The organism is Agromyces sp. CCNWLW213, assembly GCF_037199545.1.
Classification (GTDB): Bacteria; Actinomycetota; Actinomycetes; order Actinomycetales; family Microbacteriaceae; genus Agromyces.
Window position 1 is genome coordinate 302,142 of the sequence record NZ_JBBBDX010000002.1, and the last position, 22,737, is coordinate 324,878.

The 22,737-nt window shown below is 73.1% G+C and carries 24 protein-coding genes and 1 tRNA gene; 8 read left to right on the plus strand and 17 right to left on the minus strand.

The window, feature by feature from the left end; all coding sequences use genetic code 11:
• Window positions 1–52: 52 nt before the first annotated feature.
• From WBQ80_RS05695 to WBQ80_RS05715, 5 genes are all read left to right on the plus strand, one after another.
• Entirely contained in the window at window positions 53–472 is a 420-nt protein-coding gene (locus tag WBQ80_RS05695; RefSeq protein WP_336571404.1) for a sugar 3,4-ketoisomerase, read from the plus strand.
• Window positions 469–1,674, plus strand: a complete 1,206-nt coding sequence (locus WBQ80_RS05700) for an NAD(P)/FAD-dependent oxidoreductase (RefSeq protein WP_336571403.1) — start codon at window positions 469–471, stop codon at window positions 1,672–1,674. Before WBQ80_RS05695 ends, WBQ80_RS05700 begins: the two co-directional genes overlap by 4 nt.
• A gap of 8 nt (window positions 1,675–1,682) precedes the next feature.
• Window positions 1,683–2,540: a glycosyltransferase family 2 protein gene (locus WBQ80_RS05705; protein ID WP_336571402.1), complete on the plus strand. Its 858-nt coding sequence runs from the start codon at window positions 1,683–1,685 to the stop codon at window positions 2,538–2,540.
• Between the two features lie 249 nt (window positions 2,541–2,789).
• Window positions 2,790–3,041 carry a hypothetical protein gene (locus WBQ80_RS05710; protein ID WP_336571401.1) on the plus strand — a complete coding sequence of 84 codons (252 nt, stop codon included), beginning with the start codon at window positions 2,790–2,792 and terminating at the stop codon, window positions 3,039–3,041.
• Window positions 3,042–3,156: 115 nt separating this feature from the next.
• Window positions 3,157–3,321 (plus strand): hypothetical protein, encoded by a 165-nt coding sequence (locus WBQ80_RS05715; protein ID WP_336571400.1) that lies wholly within the window; start codon window positions 3,157–3,159, stop codon window positions 3,319–3,321.
• Window positions 3,322–3,369: 48 nt separating this feature from the next.
• Here the strand turns inward: WBQ80_RS05715 and WBQ80_RS05720 are convergent, their stop codons facing one another.
• From WBQ80_RS05720 to WBQ80_RS05745, 6 genes are all read right to left on the minus strand, one after another.
• Window positions 3,370–3,975 carry a MarR family winged helix-turn-helix transcriptional regulator gene (locus tag WBQ80_RS05720; protein WP_336571399.1) on the minus strand — a complete coding sequence of 202 codons (606 nt, stop codon included), beginning with the start codon at window positions 3,973–3,975 and terminating at the stop codon, window positions 3,370–3,372.
• Window positions 3,976–4,000: 25 nt separating this feature from the next.
• Window positions 4,001–4,786: an alpha/beta fold hydrolase gene (locus WBQ80_RS05725; protein ID WP_336571398.1), complete on the minus strand. Its 786-nt coding sequence runs from the start codon at window positions 4,784–4,786 to the stop codon at window positions 4,001–4,003.
• Complete coding sequence (locus tag WBQ80_RS05730) at window positions 4,783–5,397, minus strand: isochorismatase family protein (RefSeq protein WP_336571397.1); 615 nt, start codon at window positions 5,395–5,397, stop codon at window positions 4,783–4,785. Before WBQ80_RS05730 ends, WBQ80_RS05725 begins: the two co-directional genes overlap by 4 nt.
• 174 nt (window positions 5,398–5,571) lie before the next feature.
• The gene (locus WBQ80_RS05735) at window positions 5,572–7,086 is read right to left on the minus strand and encodes a D-alanyl-D-alanine carboxypeptidase/D-alanyl-D-alanine-endopeptidase (protein ID WP_442892680.1); all 1,515 of its coding nucleotides are present in this window, start codon (window positions 7,084–7,086) and stop codon (window positions 5,572–5,574) included.
• Window positions 7,087–7,125: 39 nt separating this feature from the next.
• Complete coding sequence (locus tag WBQ80_RS05740) at window positions 7,126–8,316, minus strand: M20/M25/M40 family metallo-hydrolase (protein WP_336571395.1); 1,191 nt, start codon at window positions 8,314–8,316, stop codon at window positions 7,126–7,128.
• A gap of 14 nt (window positions 8,317–8,330) precedes the next feature.
• Window positions 8,331–9,320 carry a Gfo/Idh/MocA family protein gene (locus WBQ80_RS05745; RefSeq protein ID WP_336571394.1) on the minus strand — a complete coding sequence of 330 codons (990 nt, stop codon included), beginning with the start codon at window positions 9,318–9,320 and terminating at the stop codon, window positions 8,331–8,333.
• 106 nt (window positions 9,321–9,426) lie between these two features.
• Between WBQ80_RS05745 and WBQ80_RS05750 the strand changes: the two genes are divergently transcribed.
• Window positions 9,427–10,245 carry an SGNH/GDSL hydrolase family protein gene (locus tag WBQ80_RS05750; protein ID WP_336571393.1) on the plus strand — a complete coding sequence of 273 codons (819 nt, stop codon included), beginning with the start codon at window positions 9,427–9,429 and terminating at the stop codon, window positions 10,243–10,245.
• Between the two features lie 5 nt (window positions 10,246–10,250).
• The gene (locus tag WBQ80_RS05755) at window positions 10,251–11,123 is read left to right on the plus strand and encodes an SGNH/GDSL hydrolase family protein (RefSeq protein WP_336571392.1); all 873 of its coding nucleotides are present in this window, start codon (window positions 10,251–10,253) and stop codon (window positions 11,121–11,123) included.
• A 182-nt stretch (window positions 11,124–11,305) separates the two neighbouring features.
• Here the strand turns inward: WBQ80_RS05755 and WBQ80_RS05760 are convergent.
• The 5 genes from WBQ80_RS05760 to topA form a co-directional block, all read right to left on the minus strand.
• A tRNA-Thr gene (locus tag WBQ80_RS05760) sits at window positions 11,306–11,378 on the minus strand.
• Window positions 11,379–11,463: 85 nt separating this feature from the next.
• Entirely contained in the window at window positions 11,464–12,993 is a 1,530-nt protein-coding gene (locus WBQ80_RS05765) for an alpha/beta hydrolase (RefSeq protein ID WP_337282488.1), read from the minus strand.
• Entirely contained in the window at window positions 12,990–14,165 is a 1,176-nt protein-coding gene (locus tag WBQ80_RS05770) for a DNA polymerase III subunit delta' (protein WP_336571389.1), read from the minus strand. The genes WBQ80_RS05765 and WBQ80_RS05770 overlap by 4 nt, the downstream gene beginning before the upstream one ends.
• A gap of 38 nt (window positions 14,166–14,203) precedes the next feature.
• Window positions 14,204–14,824 (minus strand): dTMP kinase, encoded by a 621-nt coding sequence (tmk, locus tag WBQ80_RS05775; protein WP_336571388.1) that lies wholly within the window; start codon window positions 14,822–14,824, stop codon window positions 14,204–14,206.
• Window positions 14,821–17,601, minus strand: coding sequence for a type I DNA topoisomerase (gene topA, locus WBQ80_RS05780; RefSeq protein WP_336571387.1), 2,781 nt, complete (start codon window positions 17,599–17,601; stop codon window positions 14,821–14,823). Before topA ends, tmk begins: the two co-directional genes overlap by 4 nt.
• Window positions 17,602–17,799: 198 nt before the next feature.
• Between topA and WBQ80_RS05785 the strand changes: the two genes are divergently transcribed.
• Complete coding sequence (locus WBQ80_RS05785) at window positions 17,800–18,033, plus strand: hypothetical protein (protein ID WP_336571386.1); 234 nt, start codon at window positions 17,800–17,802, stop codon at window positions 18,031–18,033.
• A gap of 50 nt (window positions 18,034–18,083) precedes the next feature.
• Here WBQ80_RS05785 and prpB read toward each other — a convergent pair whose 3' ends face one another.
• The 6 genes from prpB to WBQ80_RS05815 form a co-directional block, all read right to left on the minus strand.
• On the minus strand, window positions 18,084–18,983 hold the full coding sequence (gene prpB / locus WBQ80_RS05790; protein ID WP_336571385.1) for a methylisocitrate lyase: 900 nt from the start codon (window positions 18,981–18,983) through the stop codon (window positions 18,084–18,086).
• Between the two features lie 157 nt (window positions 18,984–19,140).
• The gene (locus tag WBQ80_RS05795) at window positions 19,141–19,506 is read right to left on the minus strand and encodes an Rv3654c family TadE-like protein (protein ID WP_336571384.1); all 366 of its coding nucleotides are present in this window, start codon (window positions 19,504–19,506) and stop codon (window positions 19,141–19,143) included.
• 8 nt (window positions 19,507–19,514) lie between these two features.
• Window positions 19,515–19,823 carry a TadE family type IV pilus minor pilin gene (locus WBQ80_RS05800; protein WP_336571383.1) on the minus strand — a complete coding sequence of 103 codons (309 nt, stop codon included), beginning with the start codon at window positions 19,821–19,823 and terminating at the stop codon, window positions 19,515–19,517.
• 16 nt (window positions 19,824–19,839) lie between these two features.
• Window positions 19,840–20,100 carry a DUF4244 domain-containing protein gene (locus tag WBQ80_RS05805; protein ID WP_336571382.1) on the minus strand — a complete coding sequence of 87 codons (261 nt, stop codon included), beginning with the start codon at window positions 20,098–20,100 and terminating at the stop codon, window positions 19,840–19,842.
• 55 nt (window positions 20,101–20,155) lie between these two features.
• Window positions 20,156–21,223, minus strand: coding sequence for a type II secretion system F family protein (locus tag WBQ80_RS05810; RefSeq protein WP_336571381.1), 1,068 nt, complete (start codon window positions 21,221–21,223; stop codon window positions 20,156–20,158).
• Window positions 21,217–22,323 carry a TadA family conjugal transfer-associated ATPase gene (locus tag WBQ80_RS05815; protein ID WP_336571380.1) on the minus strand — a complete coding sequence of 369 codons (1,107 nt, stop codon included), beginning with the start codon at window positions 22,321–22,323 and terminating at the stop codon, window positions 21,217–21,219. Before WBQ80_RS05815 ends, WBQ80_RS05810 begins: the two co-directional genes overlap by 7 nt.
• Window positions 22,324–22,737: the final 414 nt, after the last annotated feature.

Sequence of the window (22,737 nt, forward strand, 5' to 3'; positions counted from 1 at the left end):
CGGGCGTGGCGCGACCGTCACGAGACAGTCGCGCCGCGCTACAGTCGGGTCCATGCCCACCGATCGGACCCCGCTCCTCGACGGGCGGGTGCGGGTGCTCGAGCTCGCTCGATTCCACGACGAGCGCGGTTCGCTCGTGCCCCTGAGCTTCGACGAGGCCGGCTTCACCGCCGCCCGGGTCTTCGTGGTGAACGCGCCGCGCGGATCCGTGCGCGGCGGGCACGCGCACCGCCGGGTCCGCCAGGTGCTCCTCCGCGCGAGCGGCTCCATCGAGGTCGAGGTGCTCCACGGCGACGAACGGGCTCGCGTCACGCTCGACGAGTCGTGCCCGGCCATCCTCGTCGAGGCGGGCGTCTGGGCGCAGCAGACCTACCTCGACGACCACTCCGCGCTCGTCGTCTTCGCCGACGGCCCGTACGACGAGCGCGAGTACGTGCACGAGCGCCCGGATGCCACGGGGCAGCCGTCGTGATCCGCCGGCGCGTCGCCGTCCTCGGCGCGGGGATCATGGGCGCATCGACGGCGATCCACCTGGCCCGCCGGGGGCTCGACGTGACGGTCTTCGATCGGGAGGCCGACCCGATGGCGGCTGCGAGCCGCTGGAACGAGGGGAAGATCCACCTCGGCTACATCTACGGCGCCGATCCCACCCTCGCCACGGCGCGGCACCTGCTCACGGGAGGGCTGCAGTTCGCCGACCGCCTGCGCGAGCTCATCGGCGACGACCTGACCGGACACGTCACGACCGAGGACGACATCTACCTGGTGCATCGGGAGTCGGTGGTGGGTCCCGACGTGCTGCGCGCGAAGTTCGCGTCGATCGACGAGCTCGTCCGCGAGCATCCGGACGCCGGGCGGTACCTCGCCGACGTCTCGGGTGCACGGAGCTCGGAGATCGCCCCTGCCGAACTCGGCGAGCTCGGCGGCCCCGACATCGTGGCGGGCTTCCGCGTGCCGGAGCGGTCGGTCGAGACCCGGTGGGTCGCCGACCGCCTCGTCGACGCGCTCGCAGCGACCGCCGGCGTGACGCTTCGCACCTCGACGACGGTCGTCGCAGTGCGACCGAGCGAGTCGTCCGCCGACCGGTGGCGGGTGAGCACGGACGACGGCGACGCGCCGGAGTTCGACGTCGTCGTGAACGCCCTCTGGAACGGCCGGCTGTCCGTCGACGTCACCGCGGGCCTCGCGCCGACGCCGCCGTGGACGCACCGCTACCGCCAGTGCGTGTTCGTCCGCACGCGCACCGAGCACGACCTGCCGAGCGCGCTCGTGGCCGTCGGCCCGTTCGGCGACGTGAAGAACTACAACGGGCGCGACTTCTATCTCTCCTGGTACCCGGTCGGGCTCCTCGCGGAGGGCGGCGAGCTCGAGATCGCCGCGCCCGCCGCGCCGACCGGTCCGGATGCCGAGGCGTTCGTCGCACGCGTGCGCGCGGCACTCGAGCCGATCATGCCGGGCATCGGCCCCGTCCTGGACGACGCCGAGTCCGTCGTCGTGCACGGCGGATTCGTGTTCGCCCGCGGAAGGGGCGCGCTCGACGACCCGCGGTCCGGGCTGCATCGCCGAGATCGATACGGCGTCGAGCGCCTCGGAACGTACCACTCCGTCGACACGGGCAAGTACTCCACGGCTCCCTGGCTCGCGCGCGAGCTCGCGGCCGGGATCACGGCGTGAGGAGCCGGATGCCCTCGGAGACGACGTCGCCGCCGCTCGTGACGGCGCTCGTGCCGACCTACAACGGCGCGCGGTTCATCGAGCGCACCCTCGAGAGCCTCGCCGCGCAGACGTGGCCGAACCTCGAGATCCTCATCGGCGACGACCGCTCGACGGACGACACGCTGGAGGTCGTGCGCCGGTTCGCGGCCCGGCATCCGAACACCCGGATCCTCGAGCGCGACTCGAACCTCGGATGGCTGCGGAATTCGAACGACCTCATGTCCCGTGCCCGCGGCGAGCTGATGTTCTTCGCCTTCCACGACGACGTCGTCGCGCCCGCCTACGTCGAGCGGCTGGCCGGGGCCCTCGCCGCCAACGAGCGGGCCGTGCTGGCCTTCAGCGACATGGAGGTCCACGAGCTCGACGGTCGTATCGAGCAGCACCGGTTCGACGACCTCGAAGGGCTCCGCACGCCGATGGAGCGCGGCCGGGTGATGGTCCGGCGTCCCGGGTGCTGGTGGGTCCCCAATCGCGGCCTGTTCCGTGCCTCGGGGTTCCGGGCGGTCGGCGGGATCCACCCGAACGACCTCGGCGAGTACTCCGCGGACTGGACCTGGCTGCTCGGGCTCTCGCTCGTGGGCGAGTTCGTGCGCGTGCCCGAGGTGCTCTGCACCAAGTACTACCAGTCGAGCAGCCTGTCCAAGCAGTGGCCGCACGACGCCACGCAGCGCCTGGCGCTCCAGCGCTCGGGCATCGCGGAGATCCGCCGCAGCCGACTCTCCCGGTCGCAGAAGTGGCGACTCAGCGGGCACCTGCGCCGAAGAGTGCTGGGCCGACGCCTGCCCGCCGGGCTCAAGCGCATCCTGCGCCGGGTCGGGCTCTGACCGACTCCCGGGCCTCCGGCCCGGGTCGATCGTCGCCGATCGGCCTCGCCGCAATGGCAAGAAGCGTACCGTATCGCGACCCACGCGGGAATGGCTAGACCATCTAGCTACATCTGTGGTCTTGTTGTCCATGTGATCGCGGACAAGGGAACGACCGCACTGCGGGCGATCACGCGTGGGGGGATGACCCCGGGGGGTCGAGGCCCCCCCGGGTCTCCATCACAGCGCCGTCGGCTACAGTGAGCAGCAATGGACAGCACGGACGGCGTGATCGGCATCGCCGGGGGCCGCGAACTCATCGACTTCGAGCAGTTGCTCGAGCGCATGGTCGCCCGCTTCCCGTTCCTGTCGCGCGCCGAGATCCACGCGGCCGCGGTGATCGAGCACGATGCCATCACGGGCGGCGCCCTCTACGCCGTCCCCGTCGAACTCGAGGAAGGGCTCATCGAAGCCCTCGAAGCGAGCGACGCCGCCTCCGCGGAACCCACCACTGCAGCCTGAGGCCCGGTCTCCGGGCAGGCCGCCGACGCGACCGGACGGAACGCAGCACCTGCGACCGCCCTCCCCCCAGAACGCCGCACCGGCGCGGCGTCATCGCCGACAGAAAGGCACAACCATGAACATCCTGCTCATCATCGTCGCCGTCATCGCCATCATCCTGCTGTTCACCGGCGGCTTGGTGGAGTCGCTCCAGTTCCTGCTCTGGGTCGGCATCGTCCTGCTCGTCCTGGCGGTCATCGTCTGGCTCGTGCGGATGCTCACCGGCAACAAGCGCGTCTGAACCACCCGCTGCGGGCCGTCGCGACGATGCGGCGGCCCGCACGCATGCCTACGCGGTGGGCCGTGCCGAGGACTCGGGCTCCGGCTCGGACTCGCGAACGGGGTCGGGCGCACCCTCCACGCCGTCCTCGTGCACGGCGTTCTCGTGCGCGTCGGCGTCGGCGAGTTCGACCGCCTCGATCATCCCCGCCAGGAATCGCGCGACGGCGACGAGGTCCCGCGGTTCGAGCGCGTCGGCGACGTCGATCATCGCCCGGTGCATGCGACCCAGCGTCTTGCGCACCTCCGCGTCGCTGTCGGTGGTGCTGATGACGACGAGGGAGCGGCGATCGGTCGGATGCGGCCGGCGCGCGAGATGGCCGCTCCGCTCGAGGCGGTCGATGAGCACGGTGGTCGAAGCGGTCGAGATCCCGAGTCGCCTGGCGAGCATGCCCGGCGTCAGGACCTCACCCTCGCGCTCGGCACGCAGGACGTACCGCAGCGCGAGCAGGTCGGTCTCACCCATGCCCATCGAATCGCGCGTGCGCCGACGCATCTCCTGGTCGGCCGCTCGGTAGCGTCGGAGCAGGTTGAGCACGTCGACGCTGCCGATGCGCGTGGCGTCGGGTTCGTACCAGTAGCCGCTCGATTCGAAGCCGGTGGAAGAACTGGACACCCTGACACCCTAGTTCGAGGTCGCCTCAGGCGAGGAACGCGACGGCGGCGTCCTTGAACGACCGTGCCGTCAGCGTCGAGACGTGGTCCCGGCCGGGGATGGTCACGAGGTCGCTGCCCCAGTCGAGCGCGAGCCGCTGCACGCCCGCCGGCACCGGGTCGTCCTCCCCCGCGACGAACAGCACCGGGATGCCGCCGGGGATCGCGAGCGGCGCGCCCGCCACGCCCTCGGTGCACGCGAGCAGCGCCTCGCGATCGGCACCGGCGCGGATCGCCGGGCCGAGGACCTGGGCGATGACGGGGTTCCGGGGAGGGATCCCGTCGAGGAGGTAGGCGCGGACCTCGCCGAGGTCCCACGTGGCGAAGAGCTCGGAGGGGCCTGCACCGCCCACCACGACCTTCCGGACGCGGTCCGGAGCGAGCTCGCAGAGCGCCGAGACGACGCGGTTGCCCATGGAGTACGCCACGACGTCGACGAGGCGCACGCCGGCCGAGTCGAGCACGGCGACGAGGTCGGCCCCGAGCCGATCGGGCGAGTACGAGTCGGCGTCGGCCGGCTTGTCGCTCTCGCCGTGGCCGCGCAGGTCGGTCGTGACGACCGTCCGGCCGGCGTCGCGGAGGGCGCTCACCCAGCCCGTTCCCTCCCACGTGACGACGGAGTCGGACGCGAAACCGTGCACGAGGAGCACCGGAGGGAGCGCGGCATCCGCCCGCACGTCGCCGTGCACGCGATACGCGACGAGCACGCCGTCGGGCGCCTCGGCGTGCAGGGTCGGCGGCCGCGGGGACGTGCGCGACACCTCCGCGCTCACGCGCGCTCGGTCTCGTCGGCGCCGGTCGCCGCGTCGGAGTCGAGGATCGCGGCACCCGCGTGCCCGAGCTCGGCGATCGCGGCCGCCGACGACTCGGGCGCCACGCCCGCCACCAGGTCGCGCAGCACGCGCACGTGCTGTCCGTGGTCGAGCGCGTCGAGTGCGGAGGCGCGCACGCAGTAGTCGGTGGCGATGCCGACCACGTCGACGTCGGTGATGCCGTGCCGCGTGAGCACCTCGGTGATCGAGGCGCCCTCGTCGTCGGTGCCCTCGAAGATCGAGTACGCCGGAACGCCCTGACCCTTGCGGATGTGGACGTCGACCGCCGACGTGTCGAGGTCGGGGTGGTACTCGGCTCCCGGGGTGCCGGCCATGCAGTGCCGCGGCCAGGTCGACACGAAGTCGGGCGCGGCGTCCGTGGCGAAGTGGCCGCCGTTGTCGTTGTCGGGGTCGTGCCAGTCGCGGGACGCGACGACGAGCGCGTAGTCGTCGCGGTGCCCGGCGAGGTACTCGGTGATCCCCGCGGCGACCGCGGCGCCGCCGTCGACGCCGAGTGCGCCGCCCTCGGTGAAGTCGTTCTGCACGTCGATGATGAACAGGGCCCGACTCATGACCGGCTCCTTCGCTCTTCGGGTCTCGCGGCGATCCGCCGCCGCCTCCCATTCTGACGGGTCCGCGGATGGCGCGCCCGGTCATCCGTCACCTGGTCGCCGTCCATGCCGGCGTGGTCGCGGAGACGCGCGAGGGTCCCGTCGGGGGGGGGGGGGGGCGGGGCGACCGGCGGTTCAGTCGTCGGCGAGTTCGTCGCCGCACCGGTAGAAGCCGGTGGCGAGCGTGTCGATGGCCTGCTTGGCCGCCGCGGTCACGTCGCCGAGCGCGTAGATCGCGAACGTCAGCGTGGTGCCGTCCTGGGCTCGGATGATCCCCGAGAGCGTGTAGCCGGTCGTGATCCACCCGGTCTTGGCGAGCACCGCGCCGTGCGCGACCGCGTTCTCGCCCGCGAAGCGGTCGGCGTACGAGAGCGACCCGCGCTGCCCGGAGACCGGCAGTCCGTCGAGGATCACGCCGAGCTCGCCCTCGCGCGCGTCGACCTTCGCGAACAGGCGCGTGAGGTACGCGGGGGGCACCGCGTTGTCGGGCGAGAGACCCGATCCGTCGATGACGCGGATGCCGCCGCGCGCGATGCCGTACCCGGCGAGCGCCTGGCGGACCGCCGGATCGATCGCAGCGAAGTCGCCGCCCGTGCCCAGCTCGATCGCGACGAGGCGGGCGAGCATCTCGGCGACGGTGTTGTCGGAGACGATGAGCGACTTGTCGATGAGCTGCGCGACCGTGGGCGACCAGACGCGGCCGAGCTCGGCGGCGCCCGACGGCGCCACGCCCCGCTCGATCACGGCGACCCCGCCGAGCTCTGCGGCGAACGCCTCGCCGGCGCGGCCGACCGGGTCGGTCCCGCGCGCCGAGACGTCGGCGTCCGGGTCGGCCCGATCGCCGTCGACCATGAGCGCCGTCATGTGGGGCATGAACCCGAGCTCCCGCTCGGCCGGGTCCCAGCTCGCGTGCCACGTCTCACCGCCGAACAGCGAGCTGTCGAGCACGAGCTTCGTCAGTGGCGGGTTCGAGGGGTCCGCCGTCCACGCCTCACGGACCTGCCGGGCGAGCTCGTCGAGGTGCGCCGCGCCCGGGTAGACCGTCTCGTCGCCGCTCGGGGTTCGCGACAGCGTGACGTCGCCGCCGCCGACGAGCACGACGGAGCCGGGCTCGGCGCCGCGGACGACCCGCGTGGCGAACCGGTCGTCGGGTGAGAACACGGCGAGCGCGGCGGCGGCGGTGACGACCTTCATCACGCTCGCGGTCCGCGAGGGAGTGAGCCCGCCCCGGTCGTAGAGCACCTCGCCCGTGGCGGCGTTCATGACCTGGGCCTGCAGGTTCGCGAGCCTCGGATCGGCCGCGAGGCCGGCGACCGAGCAGGTGCGCACGCGCGCGGGAGGTTCGCTCGTGGGCGCCGCCACCGGGGTCGGCGTGGCGGTGGGGGTCGGCCTCGCGGCAGGGGACGGCGTCGCCGCGGGAACGGCGGCCGGGTCGCCCAGCGCCGCGCCGAGCGCGACCGCTCCGCCGCCCACGAGGGTCACGGCCACGAATGCGGCCGCCGCGGCCAGCGCCCGATGCCGGGCGATCAGCGCACGGATGCCGCCCGGCGGACCGGCGCTCGGAGGGGACGCGGTGTCGCCGCTCGGCGCGGAACCGCGCGCCTGCCCGGCCGACGCCGCGGCATCCGTCTCGTCGCTCACCCGCGGCATTGTACGGATCCGATCCGGACGCAGCCCGGGAGGGGCGCGTCAGCGCGAGCCGCAGAAGTCGTGCACGACCGCCCCGACGACGTCGACGAGCGTGCGGAGGGACGCCGTCGAGACCCACTCCTCGTCCGCATGCGCCCCGCCGCCCGCGGGACCCACCAGCACCACGGGCACGCCCCGCTCGGCCAGGAGGCCCGCATCGGTCCACCACGGATCGCCCCGCCGCACGGCGGACACGCCCGTGATCCGCTCGACGGCGGCGAGCACCGCCCGCGCGATCGGGGCGCCCGGGTCCGCTTCCATGGCGGGCCGCGCCGCGAGCGGCACGACACGTGCGGGGCCGGAGGGCGCGAGGGCCCGCTCGAGCTCGGCGCGCGGATCCGGATCGCCCGGCAGCGTGCGAACCTCGACGACGAGCATGCAGCGATCCGCGACGGTCGCGGCATCCGTGCCGCCCTCGATCGTCGCGACCCGCACGGTTCCCGTCCCGAGCAGCGGATGCCGCGGGCGCGCGGCGGTCTCCGCGCCGAGCGCGCGCAGCGCCACGAGGCCGTCGGTCGCGCGGTCGATGGCGTCCACGCCGAGCTCAGGCTGGGAGCCGTGCGCCGCCCTTCCCTCGTACTCGACTCGGTACCAGGCGAAACCACGGTGCGCGATGGTCACCTCGAGGTCGGTCGGCTCGAGCACGACGGCGCCGTCCGCGCCGCCCTCGTCGTCGAGGGCCGAGAGCAGCTCCTCCATGCCGAACGAGCCGAACTCCTCATCCGCGGCGAAGGCGAGGACGATGTCACCGGGCAGGTCGGGGGCCGTGGCGGCCGCGACCATCGCGACGGCGAGCCCTCCGGCCATGTCGTAGGCGCCCCGGCCGACCACGCGGTCGCCGTCCGGCCGGGGGTCGGGTCCGCTCGACCCGTCGCTGCCGCCCATCCCCCTGTCGCCGCCGATCCCCCTGTCGCCGCCGCGGCCGCCGCCGCCCACGGTGTCGAGGTGGCCGGCGAGGACCAGGCGTCGGCCGCCGCCGCTCCCGCGCCGGCGTGCGAGGACGCTCGGCCGCGACGGGTCGCTGCCGACGAGCCGCACGTCGAGGCCTCGCGGCGACAGCCATGCCGCGATCGCCTCGGCGATCTCGCGCTCCCCCGCTCCGCCCGCGACGAGGGACGGATTCGTCGCGTCGATCGCGACGAGCCGTCGGGTCAGCGAGACGACGTCGTCGGCGTCGAGCGGCCGGTCCATCCCGCCCGCCCCGATCAGTCCTCGCCCGGGTACCGCAGGCCGATCTCCGAACGGATCCGGTCGAGGGTGCCCATGATCGCGACCGACTGCTCGGTCGGCAGCACGTCGCCGCCGTCCAGTCGGCCGGCCGCGACGAGCTGCTCGAGCGCCGCGGCCTGGTAGTGCATGCCGCGGCCGTTCACGTCGGCGCGGAACTCCTCGAGCACCCGGCCGTCGTGTGCGACGACCCGGAAGGACGTGGCGGAGTACCAGACGGGATCGATGTCGATGCGCGCCTCCGTGCCGAGCACCGTCGCCGCATTCGGTCCGTGCACGTCGCTGGCCGAGAAGGTCGAGGCGATGCGTCCGTCCTCGTAGCCGAGCTGCACGGCGACCTGCGCGTCGGCCCCCGTCGAACGGAACACCGCGGTCGACTGGATCGAGGACGGCGCCCCGAAGAGGTCCCACGCGAAGGACACCGGGTAGATCCCGAGGTCGAGCAGGGCGCCGCCCCCGAGTTCGAGCGCGTTGAGCCGGTGGCCGGGGTCGTCCGGCAGCCTCTGCGTGTGATCGGCGATGAGGCTGCGCACGTCTCCGAGCGTGCCTGCCGCCACGATCTCGCGGATCCGGACCATGTGCGGCAGGTACCGGGTCCACATGGCCTCGAGCGCGAGCACGCCCCGCTCGCGCGCGGCATCCGCCACTCTGCGCGCCTCGGCCTGCGTGAGGGTGAACGGCTTCTCGACGAGGACGTGCTTGCCGGCCTCGATGGCGCGGAGCGCGACCTCCGCGTGCCACGGATGGGGCGTGGCGACGTAGACCACGTCGACGTCCGGCGCGGCGAGGAACTCGTCGTAGGTGCCGTACGCGGCGGGGACGCCGAAGTCCGAGGCGAAGGCCTCGGCGGATTCGAGCGAGCGCGAGCCGACGCCGCGCACGTCGAAGCCGTTCTTCCGCAGGTCGCCGGTGAAGAGCCGGGCGATGCCGCCCGTCGCGAGGATGCCCCAGCGCAGTCCGTCAGTCATGCGCGCCAGCCTAGCGGCGGAGGGCGGAGTCCTCCCGCCCCGCGCAGGCCGCGTGACACCTGTTCGGGGAACTGCGCATTCCTCGCGTTCGCGCTAACGTTCGCCCATGTCGGCACATTCGATCCGGAAGAGCCGCATCGCCGGCTCGCTCGCCGCGACCTCGGTCGCCGTCCTCGCCGTCTTCGGCCTCGCCGCGCCCGCCCAGGCGCTGGTGGTCCCGGGCAATCCCCCCTCGGTGCCATCCGCCGTCGAGAAGGTGGCCTACGCCGCGCTCGGCGACTCGTACGCGGCCGGTTTCGGCGGCGGCGACTACGGCACGACGGACCCGTGCGCGCAGAGCCCGAACGGGTACGCCGCCCTGCTCGCGAGCGACCCCGGCAACGTGCACGTCGCCCTGCGCGGCTGCACCGGGGCCGACACCACCGACATCGCCTCGCAGCTGGCCGGGCTCGATCACCGCACGAAGCTCGTCACGTTGACGGTGGGCGCGAACGACCTCGGCCTCGCCGAGGTCACGGCGGCATGCCTCCCGGGCCCGAGCGAGGCCTGCAGCATCGCGATCGGCACGGCCGTCCAGATCGCGCAGACCGTGCTCCCCGGTCGCCTCGCCGAGGTGCTCGCCGACATCCGCGCCGCGGCGCCGAAGGCGCACGTCGTCGTCACCGGCTACCCGCTGCTGCTGGACCCCCAGGTGCCGAACTCGGAGACGATCAACGCCGGCACCATCATGCTGAACGGGGTCATCGCCGCCGCCGTCGCTGCGGCAGGCGACGGCTTCACCTACGTGGACGTGGTGCCCGCCTTCGCCGGCCACGGCATCGGGAGCCTCGCCCCCTGGATCGTGAGCCCGCCGCAGTTCGACGCGTTCCACCCGAACCCGGCCGGCCACGCCGCCTACGCCGACGCGATCCGGGCAGTCCGATGATCACCGTGGCCGACTCGACGGCGCCTCGCCGTCTCGCCCTGCTCGCGGCGGCGCTCATGGCGGTGCTCGCCCTTGCGCTCGGCGTGGTCGTCGCCGGTCCGGGAGACCCGGCGGCGGCCGCCGTCGTCGCAGCGAAGCCTCCGGACAAGCCCGGCAAGCCCGGCGGCGGTGGCGGTGGTGGAACGACCGAGTTGGAGTACGCGGCGATCGGCGACTCGTTCGCCGCGGGTACCGGCGGGCGCAGCTACCTCGACACGTCCTGCTATCGCAGTGCGAACGGCTACCCGAAGCTCCTCGACGCCGACGCGAACCTTCGCCTCGTCGCGTTCCCGGCCTGCTCGGGCGCGTCGACGGTCGAGGTGCTCGCACAGCAGGTCCCCGCCGTGCCCTCCTCGGCACGCGTCGTGACCGTCACGGTCGGAGGCAACGACGTGGGCTTCGGCACCGTGATGCAGAACTGCTTCGTGTTCGTCACGAGCTCGTGCGCGTCGCACATCGCGAACGGCTCGACCATCGCGGCGTCCGACGGCTTCGCCACGAGCATCCGCAATGTCGTTGCCGCGGTCAAGGCCAAGGCGCCCACCGCGAAGGTGATCGTGACGGGCTACCCGTTGCTGTTCCACCTTCCCTCGAAGTACTCCTGGGCGGACGAGGTCAACGCCGAGACCGTCGCGCTCAACGAGGTGATCCGGGTCAACGCGGTCGCCGCCGGCGCGGTGTTCGTCGACGCCGCGGGCCCGTTCACCGGGCACGGCATCGGCAGCCCCGCCCCGTGGGTCAACGACTGGAGCTGGCTCCGCACGGCCGACGGCTTCCACCCCAACGCGACGGGGTACGCGGCGTACGCCGCCGCGGTGCGGCTCGTGCCCGTGCCCTGACCGATCCGAGCGGAGCCGGCGCATGGAGCCGTCGGTGCAGACGCGCTCCAGCATCACGCCGGCGCGCGCGGAGCGTCCCCGCGGAGGCGCGTCGACCGGCGGACCTGACGGTGTCGCGTCCGTCGCGCGGCCTCCCCGGGAACGGGCACGGGCCCGGACTTCCGTCCGGGCCCGTCGAGGGGAGCCGCCTGTGGGAATCGAACCCACGACCTATTCATTACGAGTGAATCGCTCTGCCGACTGAGCTAAGGCGGCGTGGCATCCGTTGCGGTGCAGCGGACGGCACGAGAGACCATGTTAGCGGATCATCGAGGTGGTCATGACCACCGCGCCAGAGCGCTCAGCACCTCGGATCCTCCTCGGGCACCTCGCCCTCGAGGAGGAACGCCTCGACCGTGTCGTCGACGCAGGCGTTGGACTTGTTGTAGGCGGTGTGCCCCTCACCGTCGTAGGAGACGAGCACGCCGCTGTCGAGTTGTTCGGCCAAGGCGACGGCCCACTTGTACGGCGTCGCGGGGTCGCCCGTGGTGCCGACCACGAGGATCGGCGGCGCGCCCTCGGCGGCGATCGGAACGCGTTCGGCCTCGCTCGGGACGGGCCAGACCGAGCATCCGATGTCACCGAACCCGAAGTACGGTCCGATGATCGGCGCGGCCTCGGCGAGCTCGGCCGCGTCGCGCCGCATCGACTCCGGGTCGGCGTCGACCGTGTAGTCGAGGCAGTTCACGGCCGCGAACGCCTCGTTCGAGTTGTCGAGGTAGGTCCCGTCGGGATCCCGGTCGTGGTAGCCGTCGGCGAGGGCGAGGGCGAAGTCGGCATCGCCGAACATGAGCGACTCGAACATGTCGTCGAGGTACGACCATGCGGCGGGGCTGTACAGCGGCCAGATGATTCCCCAGATGAGCGCGTTCGCGCCGAGGTACCGGCCGTCGCTGCCGCGCAGCGGGCTCCGCTCGACCGACGCGAGAAGGCGGGACACCTCCGCCTCGGCATCCTCCACGGAACCCGTGAACGGGCACTCGGGCCCGCCCAGGCAGTCGGCGAGGTAGGCGCGCAGGGCCGCCTCGAAGCCGATCGACTGCTCCCTCACCACCTCGCGGGCGCTCGAACTGGGGTCGATCGCCCCGTCGAGCACCAGGCGCCCTGCCTTCTCGGGGTACAGCCCGGCGTAGGTCGCACCGAGGAGCGTGCCGTACGAGTACCCGAGGTAGTGCAGCTCGTCGTCGCCCAGGACGGCGCGCAGCAGGTCGAGGTCGCGGGCGGCGCTCACGGTGTCGACGTTCCCGAGGAGCTCGCCCGTCCGCTCGGCGCATGCGGCGCCGAACTCGGTCGCGGACGCGCCGACCTCGGCGATCCATTCGTCGCTGCCGCGCTCGGCATCGACGATGCCGTAGAGGTACTCGTCCATCTCCTCGTCGTCGTGACAGGTCACCGGCGTCGACCGGCTCACCCCGCGCGGATCGAAGCCGACCACGTCGTAGCGCTCCTGCAGCCGCGGACCGACGGCGAAGTCGAGCGACTCGGCGATGAAGTCGTACCCGGAGACTCCCGGACCGCCCGGGTTCACGAGCAGGGAGCCGATCGGGTCGCCGCCGCCGCGCGCGGCCTGCCGGATCAGTGCGAGCTCGATCTCGCCCGCCGCGGGGTCGCTCCAGTCGAGCGGCGCCGTCGCCGTCGCGCACTGGAATTCGCCGCATCGTTCCCATTCGAGCACCTGCGAGTAGAACGGCTCGAGCTCGGCGCCGACCGTTTCTCCCGTCGGCTCGGACCGGTCGCGCTCGGGTTGCAGGAAGCCCGGCACGGTGCACCCCGTCAGCACCAGGAGTGCGCCGGCGGCCAGGGTCGCGAGCAGGGCGCGCGTGCGGGTCACCGGCGCACCGCCCGAGCGGGCTCCGGACGACGGATCGCGGAGACGAGCATCGCCTCGAGGGCGAGCGCGGGCTGGACGTTGGCGTCGATGCGGATGCGGGCCTCCTGGATGGCGTCGAGGGTGGCGAGGGTGCGCGCCGGGGTGGCGGATGCCGCGGCGCGGGCCACCTCGTCGGCGATCTCGAGGTTGACGAGCTCGACGTCGGCGCCGAGCTGCGCGACGAGGATGTCGCGGAACAGCGATGCGAGGTCGACGAGGATGCGGTCGATCCCGTCGCGGAGGCTTCGCGTCGCGCGACGCTTCTGGTCCTCCTCGAGGGCGCGCAACTGCGAGCGCAGGGCCGCGGGAACGGCCTGGCCGGGCGCGATGCCGAGCGAACGGAGGGTGTGCTCTCGCTCCTCGGCATCGCGCAGCTCGGCGATCGCCTTCGCGTCGTCGCCGGCGATCTCGAGCAGCCGCGCGGCGGTCATGACCGCGCCCGGCGTCGAGCGGACCTGCAGCGCGAGCCGGAGCGTCTCGGCGCGGCGGTCGCGCGCCTCGGCACTCGTCGCGAGGCGATGCGCCATGCCGATGTGGCTCTGCGCCTCGCGTGCCGCCCGCTCGGCGAGGGCCCGGTCGACGCCGTCGCGGCGCACGAGCAGCTCGGCGACGTCGGCCACGCTGGGCACCTGCAGGCGGACCGAGCGCACGCGGGAGCGGATCGTCGGGATCAGGTCGGCCTCGCTCGGCGCGCAGAGGATCCACACCGTGCGCTCCGGGGGCTCCTCGAGCTCCTTGAGCAGCACGTTCGAGGTCTGCTCGGTCATGCGGTCGGCGTCCTCGACCACGATCACGCGGTGGTGGCCCACGGATGGCGCGTAGTGGGACCGTTCCACGATCTTGCGCACGTCGGCGACCTTGATGATGACGCCCTCGGTCGCGAGCACGTGCAGGTCGGGGTGGCTGCGGGCGGCGACCTGGATGCCGGTGGCGCGATCGCCGTCGGGCTCGCCCGACAGCAGGGCCTCGGCGAACGCGTAGGCGAGGTTGGACCGGCCCGAGCCGGGCGGCCCCGTGATGAGCCAGGAGTGCGTCATGTCGGCGGAGGCACGGGAATCGCGCGCGGCCAGGGCGGCCGCACGCAGCAGCTCGATCGCGGCATCCTGCCCCGTCAGGTCACTCCACACGGTCACGCCACCACGCTACCCTCGACCGCCGACGCCGTTCCCGTTCACAGCAGCGGCTCGACCAGCCGGCGGATGTCGGCTGCGATCTCGTCCACCGGCCGCGTGGCGTCGACGACCGCGACCCGCGCGGGGTCCGACTCGGCGATCTCGAGGTACGCGGCCCGGACGCGGTCGTGGAAGGCCTCCGCCTCGGCCTCGAGGCGGTCGTACCGCGTGCGCGCGACGTCGAGCCGCTCGCGCGCGGCCTGCGGCGGGAGGTCGAGAAGAAGGGTGAGGTCGGGCCTCAGTCCCTCGGTCGCCCACTCCGAGAGCTGCTGGATCTCGCGAGCATCGAGCACGCGCCCGGCGCCCTGATACGCGACGGAGGAGTCGACGTAGCGGTCCTGGATGACGACGTCGCCGCGCTCGAGCGCCGGACGCACGACGGTCGCCACGTGGTGCGCGCGATCCGCGGCGTAGAGCAGCGCCTCGGCTCTCGGCGAGATGTCGCCCCGGTGGTGCAGCACGATCTCGCGCACCTCGACGCCGAACCCCGTGCCGCCGGGCTCGCGGGTCCGGAGGACTTCGCGGCCACGCTCCACGAGCCACTGCTCGAGCAGCTCCGCCTGCGTCGTCTTGCCCGAGCCGTCCCCGCCCTCGAGGGTGACGAACAGCCCTCCGCTCACGACGAGGTCTTCTTGGCGCGCGACGTCGTCGCTCGCTTCGCGGCGGGCTTCGCCGTCGACGTGCGCTTCGCTCGCGACGGCGCCGGACCCTTGTCGCGTTTGATCTGGAGCAGTTCGACGGCGCGCTCGAAGGTGATCTCCTCGACGGACTCGGCGCGCGGGATCGTCGCGTTCGTGGTGCCGTCGGTGACGTACGGACCGAAGCGGCCGTCCTTGACCTTGATGGGCTTGCCGCTCACCGGGTCCTCCGCGAACTCCTTGAGCGCGCTCGACGCGCGCCGTGCGCCGTACTTCGGCTGGGCGAGCAGCTCGAGCGCCGCGGCGAGGTCGATCTCGAAGATCGCGTCCTCGCTCGGCAGCGTGCGCGTCTCGGCGCCCTTCTTGAGGTACGGGCCGTACCGCCCGTTCTGCGCGGTGATCTCGTCGCCCGATTCCGGGTCGAGGCCCACGACGCGCGGCAGGTCGAGCAGCTTCAGTGCGGTCGCGAGGTCGACCTCCTCGATCTGCATCGACTTGAAGAGGGAGGCCGTGCGCGGCTTGGCTGCTGCGGCCTTCTTCGCGCCCCGCTTGGGCTTGGATTCGACGACCTCGCCGGTGGCCGGATCGACGGAGGCCCCGCCGGTGTCGGCCTCGGGCTCCAGCTCGGTGACGTACGGCCCGAACCGGCCGTCCTTCACGACGACCTGCTTGCCGTTCTCGGGGTTCGCGCCGAGCAGGCGGTCGCCCTGCACGGGGGCGTCGATGAGCTCCTGTGCCTTCTCGGCGGTCAGCTCGTCGGGAGCCAGGTCCTCGGGCAGGTTCACCCGGCGGGGCGGCGCGTCCGGGCCGGCGTCCGCATCGGTCGTCTCGAGGTACGGGCCGTACTTGCCGATGCGCAGGATCACGGACGGCGCGATCTCGACCGAGTTGATCTCGCGCGCGTCGATCTCGCCGAGGTTGTCGACCACCTGGCGCAGGCCGCGGTGGCGGTCGCTCCCGAAGTAGAACTCGTTGAGCCAGTCGACGCGGTCGGCCTCGCCCGAGGCGATGCGGTCGAGGTCGTCCTCCATCTCGGCGGTGAAGTCGTACTCGACGAGATCGCCGAAGTGCTCCTCGAGCAGGCGCACGACCGAGAAGGCGACCCAGCTGGGAACGAGCGCCTGGCCGCGCTGCGTGACGTAGCCGCGATCGAGGATGGTCGAGATGATCGACGCGAACGTGGACGGCCGTCCGATGCCGAGTTCCTCGAGCCGCTTGACGAGGCTCGCCTCGGTGTAGCGCGGCGGAGGGCTCGTCTCGTGGCCCTTCGCCTCGAGCTCGGCGAGGCCGACGGCCTGCCCCTCCTTCAGCGGCGGCAGCTTCGCCTCGCCGGGCGTCTCGTCGGCGTTGCGCTCCTCGTCGCGGCTCTCCTCGTAGGCGGCGAGGAAGCCGCGGAAGGTGATGACGGTGCCGCTGGCGGTGAACTCGGCCGTCGTGCCGCCGACCCGCGTGGTGGCGCCCTCGGGCGCCGCGGCATCCGCGTTCGTAGGACCGACCTCGATGGTGACGGTCGCGGTCTGGCCCTTGGCGTCGGCCATCTGGGAGGCCACGGTGCGCTTCCAGATGAGGTCGTAGAGCTTGAACTCGGTGCCGCGCAGCACGCCCTGGAGCTCGGCGGGGGTGCGGAACACCTCGCCCGACGGGCGGATCGCCTCGTGGGCCTCCTGCGCGTTCTTCGACTTGCCCGCGTAGACCCGAGGCTTCTCGGGGATGCTGTCGGCGCCGTAGAGCTTCGTCGCCTGGGTGCGCGCGGCCTGGACGGCCTGCTGCGAGAGCGACACCGAGTCGGTGCGCATATAGGTGATGTACCCGTTCTCGTACAGCGCCTGCGCGACCCGCATGGTGTCGCGAGCGGAGAGTCGCAGCTTGCGCGCGGACTCCTGCTGCAGGGTCGACGTCGTGAACGGCGCGGCCGGTCGGCGGGAGTACGGCTTCGACTCGACCTTCGCGACGCGGCGCGCGACGGCGTCGTCGCGGAGCGCGTCGGCGAGCGCGTGCGCGGTCGGCTCGTCGAGCACGACCGCCGAGCCCTTGAGCCGGCCCGAGTCGTCGAAGTCGCGGCCCGTCGCGACCCGCTCGCCGCCGACGCGCACGAGCTTCGCCTCGAACCCGGAGTCGTCGCTCGTGAACCGGCCGACGAGGTCCCAGTACCCGGCCGCGACGAACGCGAGGCGCTCGCGCTCGCGGTCGACGACGAGGCGGGTCGCGGCGGACTGCACGCGGCCGGCGGACAGGCCCGGCCCGACCTTGCGCCAGAGCACCGGGGAGACCTCGTAGCCGTACAGCCGGTCGAGGATACGGCGGGTCTCCTGCGCGTCGACGAGCGAGGTGTCGAGCTCGCGGGTGTTGTCCTTCGCCTTCTGGATCGCGTCCTTCGTGATCTCGTGGAACACCATGCGGCGGACCGGCACCTTGGGCTTCAGCTCCTGCAGGAGGTGCCACGCGATGGCCTCGCCCTCGCGGTCCTCATCGGTGGCGAGCAGGAGCTCGTCGGCATCCTTCAGGGCGCGCTTGAGCTCGGCGACCGTCTTCTTCTTGGAGTCGGAGACGACGTAGTACGGCTCGAAGCCGTTCTCGACGTCGACGGAGAACTTCCCGAGGGAGCCCTTCTTCAGCTCGGGCGGGAGGTTCTTCGGCTCGATGAGGTCGCGGATGTGACCGACGGAGGACAGGACCTCGTAGCCCTCGCCCAGGTACTGGGCGATGGACTTCATCTTCGTCGGCGACTCCACGATCACGAGCTTCTTCGTGCCTGCCACCGGACTCCTCTTGCTTGAACATTCGAGAACGAGAAACGCACAATGTCGCCGCGCCCCCGAGCGGTGTGCACTGGATCGGCGGGTTGCCGCCGACAGGCACACCATACACATTCCGGCCGTGAGCGCACCCACGGGCGACCGCTCGACGCACGGGCCGCAAGGCCTTGCGCCGGTGCAGGACAGGAGGACAATGGCGGCATGGACACGTCATCCGGCACCTACACCGCGAAGCTGATCGACGGGCCCCTCGAGGGGAAGACGGTCTCCACCGGCTTCCTCGGATCAGGCGATCCGCAGCCGCGGCTCGAGCTCCCGGGCGACGGCGGCAAGCGCTACGTGTACTCGCGCGGGGCGGGCCTCGAGTTCGACGCGCCCGACGACGACCGTCCGACCGCCGTCGAGTACCGCTTCATCGAGACCGTCTTCGACTGATCCCGCGAGCCGGGGCGGCGCGCTCGTCACCTGCCGCCCCGGTTCCGGCCTCAGCGTGCGACGGTGAAGTCGAAGATCGACGTGTCGAAGCGGTTGTACCCCTCGTAGTCGATGAGGTCGTAGAGGTCGGCGCGGTGCTGCATCTCCGGCAGCAGGCGCGTGAGCGCGCCGGCATCCGTCAGCTCGTCGAGGGCGCGGCCCGTCGCTCCCATCGCGATGCGGAGCATCGAGACCGGCCAGATCACGAGGTTCATGCCGACGTCGGCGAGCTGCTGCACCGTGAACAGGTCGCTCTTGCCGAACTCGGTCATGTTCGCGAGGAGGGGCACGTCGACCGCCGCGCGGATCGCGGCGAACTCCTCGAGCGAGGCCATCGCCTCGGGGAAGATCGCGTCGGCCCCGGCGTCGACGAGGCGCTTCGCCCGCTCGACGGCGGCGTCGAGACCGTCGACGGCGCGGATGTCGGTCCGCGCCATGACGAGGAAGTTCGGGTCGCGTCGCGCGTCGACGGCCGCGCGGATGCGCTGGAGCGCGGTGTGCTCGTCGACGACCTGCTTGCCGTCGAGGTGACCGCACCGCTTCGGGTTGACCTGGTCCTCGATGTGGAGCCCCGCGAGGCCCGCGTCCTCCATCTCCTGCACGGTCCGGGCGACGTTCATCGGCTCGCCGAAGCCCGTGTCGGCGTCGACGATCGCGGGGAGCTCCGTCATCCGCGCGATCTGCTTCGCCCGACCGGCGACCTCGGTCAGGGTGGTGAGTCCGATGTCGGGCAGGCCGAGGTCGGCCGACAGGACCGCCCCGGAGATGTACACCCCCTCGAAGCCCTTGCGCTCGATGAGCCGGGCCGACAGCGGGTTGAACGCGCCCGGGAAGCGCAGCAGCTCGCCGCTCGCGAGGCGCGCGCGGAAGCCGGCGCGCTTGTCGGCGGGCGTGGTCTGGGCGTACAGCATGGGTCCTCCTCGAAGTTGCCGCGGCGTGCCGGCGTGCGAGCAGGCCGGTGCCGAAGCGCCACTCCTGCAATCGTCGCACCCCGGCGGCCGCACTTCGCCGCATCGGCCGGCGGAGCGCTCGCGCGGACAGGGACCGTCCCGTCCTCGACCCGCACGATCATCCTCGCCAGCCGGGCGGACCCGCGCGTCCGGTCGCGACCGCGTCGCCGAACGGCGCGATGACGGCGACCGTCACGGATGCCACGGGTCCGGCAACGTCGCACGCGCGGAGCCGAGCCCCGTTCCGGCGGGCGGCCTCGGCGGCGATGCCGCACGGGTCGGCCACCACGAACCCCGACACGGCGTCCGCGGCGGCGAGCGCTGCGGCATCCGCCGCGTTGGCCGCGAGCTGCGAGGCGACCGTGCCGGCGAGCACGGCGAGGAACCCCGCCGACAGCGCCATCAGCGCGCCGACGATCGCGAGCGCGAGGACGGTCGCGGCGCCGTCCTCGGCTCGCGCCTTCGCCAGCGTGCGACGCCGCACGTCCGCGATCACAGTCCGCCCCGGAGTGCGCACGACACCGCCCGCAGCTCGACTGCCGCGAGGAGGCCGCCCGCCCCGCGCGTCAGCGTGGCGCACACGAAGCGGTCATCGGTGCTCGCCGACAGTCGCGCACCGGGGGCGTTCCGAGCGGCGATCGCGGCGGCGTCGCCCGCCGCCTCACCGCGCCCGAGCGAGCGGGCGGCGTCGGCTGCGGCGTCCGCCAGGGCGACCTGCACGGCGGCCACCTGCACCGCCGCCATCGACAGCGCGAGCACCAGCGCGATCGCGGGCAGCGCAACGGCGAACTCGGCCGTCACGCTGCCGCGCTCCGCGTCACCCCACCGTGAGCGCATTCCGCACGAGGTCGGTGAGGATGCCGCGCACCTCGTCGCCGCGGAGGATGACCACGAGCAGGCCGGCGAACCCGACGGCTGCCATCGTGGCCACCGCGTATTCGGCGGTCGCGGCCCCGCGTTCGCCGGCGAGGCGGCGGATCGCCGCGCGCGCACCGGCGCGCAGGTCGCGCCGGCCCGTGCGCCCTTCGCGGTGCGCGGGGTCGAGGTCGTGGTGCCGGGCGGATGGGTCTCGGTGCATGGGGTTCCTCTCTTCGGGCCGCGATCGCGGCGGGATGGCACGAGGCGGATGGCCGTCATGCGGAACCGCCGAGGGTCCCGGTGATGACGGAGACGAGGAGCGGGGCCACGCCGAGCAGCACGAACGCGGGCAGGACGCAGCATCCGAGCGGGATCATGAGGCGTACGCCGAGGGCCGCCGCGCGGATCGCGCCCTCGGCCCGCGCGGTGCCGCGCAGGCGCGCGGCTTCCGCTCGCAGCAGGTCGGCGACCGGGGCACCGGCCCGCTCGGCGAGGGCGATGACGGGCGCCGCCGAATCGGCGCCGACCACCTCGGGCAGGTGACGGCGGAGGACCGCGTCGACGATCTGCTGCGCCCTGGCGAGGGAGGCGCCGCTCGCCATCGCGACCGCGAGAAGGTCGAGTTCGAGTCCCGGCGCCGGCCGCGAGACCGTCGCGCGGGCGATGAGGGCTCGGTTCCACCGGGCCCCGGCCCACAGCAGCCCGGCGCCCGCGGCGAGGCAGCCGAGGCCGATGGGCGTGGCGAACAGCACGCCGACGGTGTCGAAGCCCAGCGTCGCCCCGAAGACGAGCGCGATCACGGGCAGCGCGGCGACGAGCCGGCTGCTCGCCGCCGGACCTGCGAGCGCGGCGCGGGCATCGCGGCGCAGTTGGGCCTCGTCCCGCAGGGATCCGGCGAGCACCGTGAGGCACGCGGCCAGCGGCGAGCCTGCGGCCTCCGCGACCGACCAGGCCGCAGCGAGCACCGACCAGGCCGGTGCGGCCTCGGGCCGATCGCGGAGGACCCGATCGATCGCCGCGGCGACGTCGTCGCCTCGGGCGGCGGCATCGGCCGCCGCGGCGAGCACCGCGTCGTCGCTCGACGGGGCCGCCGACACGTGCCCGCGGCGGTACCCGGACCCGGACGACGGCGCGTCGAGGGCGACGTTGCGCCATGCCGCTGCGGGCGCGAGCCCCGCGCCGAGCAGTGCGGCCAGGCGTTCGGCGACCGCCGCGATGCGGTCGACCGCCGCGGCGGGGTCGGCCCGGCGCCGCGCGAGGAGCCGCGGGACGAACCCGCCGGGAGCCGCACGACGCGCGACCGGGGTTCGCGCGGACGTCGAGCGAGGACCGGCCCTCAGCACGATTCCACCGCCAGCCGACCGGCGTCGAGGCGGAACCGGCCGACCTGCGCGACCCGACGACGACCGTCCACGCGCTCGAGGTGCACGACGAGGTCGAACGCGCTCACGGCCTGCCGGGCCACCGCCTCGGCGGACATGCCCGCGGTCGAGCCCAGCGCCTCGAGCCGCGAGGGCACGTCGTCGAGCGAGTTGGCATGCAGGGTGCCGGCGCCGCCGTCGTGCCCGGTGTTCAGCGCGGCGAGGAGCTCCCGCAGTTCGGGCCCGCGGCACTCCCCCACGACCAGGCGATCCGGTCGCATGCGGAGCGCTTCGCGCAGGAGCACGTCGAGGCCGATGCGGCCGCTGCCCTCGAGGTTGGCCTGCCGGGCCTCGAGGGCCACGACGTGCGGATGGTCGAGCCGCAGCTCCGCCACGTCCTCGAGGAGGACGATCCGCTCGCGGTGCGGCGCCTCCGCGAGCATCGCCCCGAGGAGGGTGGTCTTGCCCGTGCCGCCCGCGCCCGTCACGAGGAGGTTGCGGCGCTCGACCACTGCTCGCCGGAGGGACTCCTCGCGATCCGCGTCGAGCATGCCCGCCCTCGCGAGGGCGGCGAGCGAGAACCCCGCGACCCTCGGCACGCGGACCGACAGGAGCGTGCCGCTCGACGACAGCGGCGGCAGCACGGCGTGCACCCGGATGCCACGGCCCAGCCGGACGTCGACGGCCGGGGTCGCCTCGTCGACGTGGCGGCCGCCGAGTGCGATCAGCCGGACGGCGAGGGCGCGGACCTCGGCCTCGCTCGCCGCCCAGCCCGGCTCGCGCTCGGCGCCGGCGCCGCGGTCGACCCACAGCCCGCGATCGCCGTTGACGAAGAGGTCGGTCACCGGGCCGTCCGCCGCGTGGGCGGCGAGCGGCCCGAGCGGATCCAGGTCGCTCGCCGACACCCCGGACACCCCCGCCGAGACGCTGCCCTCCTGCCCGCAGCCCGGGGCGCCCGCCGTGTTCGACGCGGCGGTCGTGCCGATCGGCGGCACGGCGCGCGGCGCCGCTCCGACATGCGGCGGATGGCCGGCGTGGGACGCGGATTCCCAGGACGGGACGGCGACGTACGGCGAGGGCATGGCCCGACGCTAGGTGCGGTCGGACCGCCGCTCGCGGCGTGCGGGCCCGGAGACGGATCGAGCCCCCCCACCACGTCATTGTGGAGGAGGGCTCGACCTGGGACATCGGGAGATGCCCCCGGAAAAAGAAGGGGGCGGCACCCATTGGGGGGAACAGGTGCCGCCTCGGCAGCACACGGATTGGGGGGAATCGCATGTGCCGCAGGCCACGAAACGACGTCCGGGCGGTACCCAGTGTATGGGTTGCGAGTCCATGCGCAAGTACTTTTTGTCCTCATTTGTGTGGACACACAGAAATATCTGCGTCTTCCTCCACCGATCTCGTCGAATGCCCACGAAATCGAACGGGAAACACCGAGAACTGCACGGAATCCGCAGCATTGGCGGAGCGACGTGCCGTCGTGCGCGCGACAC